Here is a 6,770-nt window from a genome sequence, read left to right as displayed (position 1 = left end):
TGAATGTGGGAGGTGTTCGGATAAAGTCGATAATCAAGGAACTTGCATAGAATTGTTTCGAAATGCGTTCTTATACACAAAAGCCTTCAAATAGCGTTAAACTATTCAATCACTGATTGATTGTCTCCGCCATCTTTTGGAGAGAGGGTTTGTATGGCTAAAAAACGCAATGGGCGCCAGGATGCCATTAGAGATATTGTGCGCAATAAGGATGTCCGCACGCAGCGCGTGCTGGTCGATGAGCTCCGTGCTATGGGCTTTGATTGCACGCAGGCGACTGTCTCTCGCGATATTGCCGATATGGGGCTGCGTAAGCTCCCTGAGGGCATCTATGTTCTGGCAGAGGACCTGCACCTGCAGCGTATGGTTTCCGAGCTCGTAACGGGCGTTCTGCGTACTGATAATCTGGTTATGATCAAGGCTCAGCCTGGCACGGCTTCCGGCATCGCCGCCGCCGTTGATGCGGCAGAGTTACCCGATGTGCTTGGCTCGCTTGCCGGCAACGATACGATTTTGGTTATTGCCCAGACGGCCGAGGACGGCGAGCGTCTCGAGGCGCTGATCAATAAGTTGAGCAATTCTCGCAAGTAGGTGTGCGGGTCGTGCGCTCGGCATTGTGTGCGCTGACATAGTGGCTTGTAAGGGGCATCGACGTTGGTCGGTACCCCTTTTTGTTTGCCGGTATAAAGACCGCCCACCAGGTCGCTTCAAACTAAAAGGCCCCGAGCAGTTCAATAAGCTGCTCGGGGCCTTGTTGGCTTTAGTCGCGTACTTCTTAGCCGACCGTATCGTCAGGCGTGGGCGAGGGGTCGGGAGTGGGCGTAGGCGTAGGCGTGCCGCCATCGCCGCCGGTCGAACCACCAGTGGAGCCGCCCGTCGAGCCACCGGTCGTACCGGTGCCGCCGGTGGTGTCGCCGCCCGTGGTCTCGGTGGTCGTGGTCGTCGTGGTAGTCGTTGTGGTGGTTTCCTCTTCCTCTTCCTCTTCGTCCTTGTCCTTGTCGTCGTTCTCCGACTTCTTGGTGTTGTTGGTGCCGTAGAACTTCCAGACGCTGTTGTTCTTGTAGGTGGGCGCCGTTCCGGTCGCAAACTCCTCGCGCTCGGTACCGGTCAGAACGGTGTTCATAAACCGCTTAAAGACAGGCAGGTTGGTGCTGTCTCCCAGCAGGTCCGTGCCGTACTTTTGGATGGGGATCTCGCCCGCGGAATAGCCGGTCCACAGGGCGCATGCCAGCTGCGGGGTATAGCCGCAGAACCACAGGTTGGTGGTGTTGTCGGTGGTGCCCGTCTTGCCGGCATAGGGCTGGTTGACACTCAGGGCGCCGGCAGCACCCGTACCGCTGCCCTTCATGACGCCGGACAGAACATCGGTGACCGCGGCGGCCTCGCCCTCGGTAAGCACCTGTGAGGGATTGTCGGTGTGCTGGTACAGCACCGAACCGGTACGAGAATCAATCTCGGTGATGGCGATCGGCTGGCGATAGTAGCCGCCGTTGGCAAACGTCGCGTAGGCGGCGGCCATCTCGAGTGGCGAGATCGAGCCGGTGCCGAGCGTCATGACGGGAACGTCCTCGATGTTGTCCTTGGCGGGGTCGATGCCGAGCTTTTTGACGAGCGAGATGATCTTGCTGTTGCCGACGGCTTCCGCCACCTGGATGTAGCCGGTGTTGGAGGAGTATGCCGTCGCCTGCTTAAGCGTGATGTTGCCGTAGCTCTGGTTGGCGTAATTTTGGACCTCGGTCGTGGTGCCCTTGGCCTTGAGCGGCGAGTTGCAGTTGAGGGTGACGTTGGGGTTCATGCCGTTTTGGATGGCAGTTGCCAGCGTAAAGGCCTTAAAGGTGGAGCCGACGGGACGCTTGGCCGTGGCATGGTTTACGTGGTTCTCGTCGGCGTTGTAGTCGTAGCCGCCCACCATGCACTTGATGTAGCCGGTCTTGGGGTCGACGACGACCATGCCCATGTCCAGGCCGTCAAGCGAGAGCGTGTCGAGCTGCTCGCGGACGGCATTCTCTGCCACCTGCTGCATCGTGGGGTCGATGGTGGTCTTGACGGTCAGGCCGCCCTTAAAGAGCACGTCGGTCGAGAACTCCTGCTCCAGCAGCTGCTTGACGTAGGAGACAAAGTAGGGCTGCGAGTATACGTCGACGCCGCTGCCCGAGATTTCGGTCACATTGAGGGTGATGGGCTCGGCCTGTGCGGCATCGTGCTCCTCCTGGGTGATGTGGCCCAGGCGCAGCATGTTGTCGAGAACCTTGTTGCGGCGAGACAGTGCCAGATCGGGATTGACCGTGGGGTCGTACTGCGAAGGCGAGTTGGGAAGGCCGATGAGTAGCGCGGCCTCGCTCAGGGTGAGGTCGGCGGCGCTCTTGGACAGATAGGTCTCGGCTGCGGCCTCGATGCCGTAGGCGCCGTGGCCGTAATAGATGGTGTTGAGGTACATCATGAGGATCTCGTCTTTGGAGTACATGTCCTCCATCTTGATGGCGATGTAGGCCTCGCGCACCTTACGCTCGATGGTCGAGTCGAACTGCTCCTCCTGCAGGATGGTGTTGCGCACCAGCTGCTGGGTGATAGTCGAGGCGCCTTCGTGCCCGCCGCCGAGGGTTGCCACCGCAGCACGCGCGATACCCCACAGGTCGATACCGCCGTGCTCGTAGAAGCGCTCGTCCTCGACGTCAACGGTGCCCTGCAGCACGTAGGGGGAGACCTCGTCCTTGGTGATGGACTTGCGGTTTTGCGTGTAGAAGCTCGCAATCTTGTTGCCGTTGCAGTCGACGATCTCGGTGGGCTCGCTCACCAGATACGCGTTGGCGTCGGTGTAGTCGGGCAGATCGGACAGCCAGCGGTTGACGTTGCCGACCATGCCGATGCCAAACGCCACGCCCGTGATAAGCAAAAAGCCCAAAAACGAGAGCAGGATTATGGGCAGAGCATGCGTCTTTGAACGGCTGCGTCCCTGTCGTTGGCGAGGACCCATATATTGACCTCCAGGTATGTCGTGCCGGACGGTGGATGTGCCGTCGGGGCAGGATGGACATAAGTTATTACACGATAAACCAAACGGGGCGCGCGAGGCCTCGTGTATGCTGGAAGACGGCATTTTTCAGAGTGAATGCATACCTTGGTAAGGAGTTTGTCGATGGCGATTCGGACGATGGGGCCGAGCGGACAATACGAGACTGGATTGGATGCTGCCGGTGCGGCGCTGCCCGAGCTGCTGGCGCCGGCGGGCGGACTCGACCAGATGCTTGCGGCCATCGCCGCGGGTGCCGATGCCATCTATGCGGGGTTGGGCGGCTTTAACGCCCGTGTGAGCGCCCATGGCTTTACGGATGACGAGTTTGCGCGCGGCTGCGCCGTGGCGCATGCCCATGGCGTGCGTGTGTACGTAACGCTCAACGTGTTCGTGTTTGACGATGAGTTGTCCGACGCGGTGGCGTTGGGAGCTCATGCACTGGAGTTGGGCGCCGATGCTCTGATTGTCGCCGATGCCGGGTTGGCCTGCGCGCTGCGCGCGGCGATTCCCGGGGTCGAGATTCACCTGTCCACGCAGGCGGGCGCTCATAGCGAGAGCGCCGTGCGGCTTGCCGCCGATGAGCTTGGGGTCGAGCGCGTGACGACGGCACGCGAGCTGACGGTCGACGAGATTGCGGCGCTATGTGCCACGGGCGTGCCCATCGAGGTATTCTGCCACGGTGCGATTTGCATCGGCTATTCGGGGGCGTGCGAGTTCTCGGCCCTGCGGCGTGGGCGCTCGGCGATGCGCGGCGACTGCACGCAGCCGTGCCGTTTGGCGTACGACCTGGTGGACGAGGCTGGACAGAGCGTTGTCGCCGTCGAGGGAGATCGCCTGCTGTGCCCGCGTGACTATCTGGGTATTGCGCATCTGCCCGAGCTTGTAGATGCCGGCGTGGCGTCGCTCAAGATCGAGGGGCGCATGAAGAACCCTGATTACGTATTCAACGTGGTGCGGGTGTGGCGCCGGGCACTCGATATGCTGTGCGACGGCGCGTGGGACCCCGGTGCCGTGGAAGAGCTCGAGCGCGAGCTGGGAAGGTCGTTTAACCGTGGGTTTACCGATGCGTACCTGCGAGGACGTTCGGGTGCCGAGCTTATGAGCTTTGAGCGTGCGATCAACCAAGGTGTGCGCGTGGGACGCCTGGTGGCCGTTGGCCACGAAGAGGTGACCGTTGAGCTCGATGCCGCCGTGGCGGCGGGTGACACGCTCGAAATCCGATTTTACCCGGGTGCCGACGCGCGTCACGATGTGCCCAAGCGCTGGCCACAGGTGCCTTGCCCCGTGGATGCCGCTGCGGGAGAGCGCATCGTTGTGCATTGCAAACGTAAGGTGGACGCGGGCTGCGAGGTCTATCTGATTCGCAGCGCCGGCGTGTTGGATCAGACGGCGGCGGTGTTGGAGCGCATGCGGGCCGAGGCGGATGCGATTGCGCCCGTTGCGCGTGCCGTTGAGGTGCTGCCCTTTGAGGACGCTGCGGTGGATGGCGGTGCGTCGACGGAGTTGGCGGGGTCGGCGGGGCCGGCAAAGCGCGAGGATTTTGCTTGTATGGTCTTTGCTTGGCAGCTGATGGATACCGACCCGCGCAGAGAACTCGATTTGTCCGACACCGTTGTGGTGCTTGACGAGGTGTGCCGCACGGGTGACGCTGACCGGACCCGCTCGCTGATGCAGCGTGCCGGGCGCGTCGTCTGCCGCAACCTGGGACAGGTGGTGATTGCTCGCGAGCTGGGCGTGACGTTTGACGTGGCGGCGCCGGTGTTCTGCGCGAATCGGGCCACGCTTACCTGGCTGCGCGGACTCGGCGCGGGGCGGGTGTACTTGCCGGCCGAGTTGCTCGGCAATGACGCGGAGCGTATTGCCGAACTGACGGCCGAACCTGGTGTTCTGAGCCCTGTCGATGCCGATTGCCCCGAGCTCATGGTGTGCGAGCACTGCTTGCTGACTGCCGAGGGCGCCTGCGCCACGGATGCAACGGGGCAGATCCGTTGCCGTGACTGCTCACGCCGTCAGCGGGCGCGCTTTTTGGTCGAACGTGACGGCACGCGTTTGTCGGTCGTTATCGACGCGTGCGGCAGGACGAGGATTTTCCTGTCGTAGGTGTTCGGCCGCGCCGTTTTGGTTATCATAAGAGAGTTTATGAACTTCCAGCACCGCCGTATCCGGTGAGGGTGCTATAGCAAAAGGAGGATACCCAATGCTGTCTGTTGACGAGCAAATGCGTATCATCACCTCGGGTGCAGCGCAGATCGTCCCCGAGGCCGACCTTCGCAAGAAGCTTGAGAAGGGCGAGCCCCTCAACATCAAGCTCGGCGTCGATCCCACCAGCCCCGACCTGCACCTGGGCCATGCCGTGCCCCTGCGCAAGATGCGTCAGTTCCAGGACCTGGGCCACAACGTCACCCTTATCATCGGCAACGGCACCGCGCTGATCGGCGACCCCTCGGGCAAGAACTCCACGCGTCCGCAGCTTTCGCAGGAGCAGATCGAGGCCAACGCCGAGACCTACGTGAGCCAGGCCATGAAGATTCTGGACCCCGAGAAGACCACCATCGTGCATAACGGCGACTGGATCCTTTCGATGGACCTGGCCGGCCTGCTGCAGGTGTGCTCCAAGTTCACCGTCGCTCGCATCCTCGAGCGCGACGACTTTACCAAGCGCTACCAGTCCCAGACGCCGATTGCCCTGCACGAGTTCCTGTACCCCGTGATGCAAGCTTTCGACTCCGTTCAGATCAAGGCCGACGTCGAGATGGGCGGCACCGACCAGCTCTTCAACCTGCTCGCCGGCCGCGAGCTCATGGAGAAGATGGGCATGGAGCCGCAGATTGCGCTCACCATGCCGCTGCTCGAGGGCACCGACGGCGTGCGCAAGATGTCCAAGTCCTACGGCAATTACATCGGCCTGACCGATGCTCCCAAGGATATGTTCGGCAAGACCATGTCCATTCCCGACGAGATGATCGGCAAGTACTATCGTCTGGCCAGCTCGCTCACCCCGGCCGAGGTCGACAAGATCGACGCCGCTTTGGCCGATGGCTCTGCCGATCCCTATGAGCTCAAGCGCGCATTGGGCCGCGACCTGTGCGACACCTACCACGGCGCCGGCGCCGGCGACGAGGCCCAGGCCGAGTTCGACCGTGTGTTCAAGGAGGGCCAGCTTGCCGACTTCCCCGAGAAGCACGTTGAGCTGACCGTCAACGACGAGGGCCAGATTTACCTCGCTGGCCTGCTCAAGGACCTGGGCCTTTCGGCCAGCGCCGGTCAGGCCCGCCGCGACATTGACGGCGGCGGCGTCAAGATCAACGGCAAGGCTGTGGCTCCCAAGAGCTACAACATCGATCCGAGCGCCCTCAAGCTGGGCGACACCCTCTCCGTGGGCAAGCGCAAGGGCTTTAAGTTGGTTTAGTTACGCGGTTTTACCAAACCGCGTAACCGGTTGACGCTGCAAACCCGCCAGAGCGGCAATCTGCCTTTCAACTTCGGCGGCATGACCAGAAGGTCAATGCCGCCTCGTTTCAAGGCACCTTGCTCGCTCTGGCGGGTTTTCGCTGTCGTTGCCAAGACATCGGCGCTTCCGTTGTTGTAGGTGGCAGTTAGGTGCACTCATTGGGGACAGACTTAAATGAGTGCCCACAGAATGAGAGTGGATAATCTTCCGTTTTTGGCCTGCTTTGGGGTTCAAAGTGGGAGATTATCCACTCTCATCATTTTGCGGCACTTGGGGACGTTCCTTTTAATATGAGCAGGACATTGT

General features: G+C 61.3%; 4 protein-coding genes. 3 read left to right on the top strand and 1 reads right to left on the bottom strand.

All coding sequences use genetic code 11. From position 1 onward, the window contains the following. The first annotated feature begins 153 nt into the window (after positions 1-153). Positions 154-591: an arginine repressor gene (locus tag DW151_RS10115; RefSeq protein ID WP_006235280.1), complete on the top strand. Its 438-nt coding sequence runs from the start codon at positions 154-156 to the stop codon at positions 589-591. A gap of 184 nt (positions 592-775) precedes the next feature. On the opposite strand, the gene DW151_RS10110 is transcribed toward DW151_RS10115, so the two are convergent. Continuing rightward, complete coding sequence (locus tag DW151_RS10110) at positions 776-2,974, bottom strand: transglycosylase domain-containing protein (protein ID WP_118335712.1); 2,199 nt, start codon at positions 2,972-2,974, stop codon at positions 776-778. A gap of 162 nt (positions 2,975-3,136) precedes the next feature. On the opposite strand from DW151_RS10110, the gene DW151_RS10105 reads away from it, so the two are divergent. Next, positions 3,137-5,113 carry a U32 family peptidase gene (locus DW151_RS10105; protein ID WP_158571697.1) on the top strand — a complete coding sequence of 659 codons (1,977 nt, stop codon included), beginning with the start codon at positions 3,137-3,139 and terminating at the stop codon, positions 5,111-5,113. Between the two features lie 97 nt (positions 5,114-5,210). After that, a complete protein-coding gene (gene tyrS, locus DW151_RS10100) occupies positions 5,211-6,422 on the top strand; it encodes a tyrosine--tRNA ligase (RefSeq protein ID WP_035137437.1) in 1,212 nt (403 codons plus the stop codon). The last annotated feature ends 348 nt before the right edge of the window (positions 6,423-6,770 follow it).

The organism is Collinsella sp. AM13-34, assembly GCF_003473055.1.
GTDB lineage: Bacteria > Actinomycetota > Coriobacteriia > Coriobacteriales > Coriobacteriaceae > Collinsella.
Note: the sequence above shows the minus strand (reverse complement) of the source record. Positions and strands in the feature narration are given on the sequence as shown.

Bases quoted from the DNA above. Each gene is read 5' to 3' on its own strand.
- DW151_RS10115 (WP_006235280.1), top strand. From the start codon at position 154: ATGGCTAAAAAACGCAATGGGCGCCAGGATGCCATTAGAGATATTGTG.
- DW151_RS10110 (WP_118335712.1), bottom strand. From the start codon at position 2,974: ATGGGTCCTCGCCAACGACAGGGACGCAGCCGTTCAAAGACGCATGCT.
- DW151_RS10105 (WP_158571697.1), top strand. From the start codon at position 3,137: ATGGCGATTCGGACGATGGGGCCGAGCGGACAATACGAGACTGGATTG.
- tyrS (WP_035137437.1), top strand. From the start codon at position 5,211: ATGCTGTCTGTTGACGAGCAAATGCGTATCATCACCTCGGGTGCAGCG.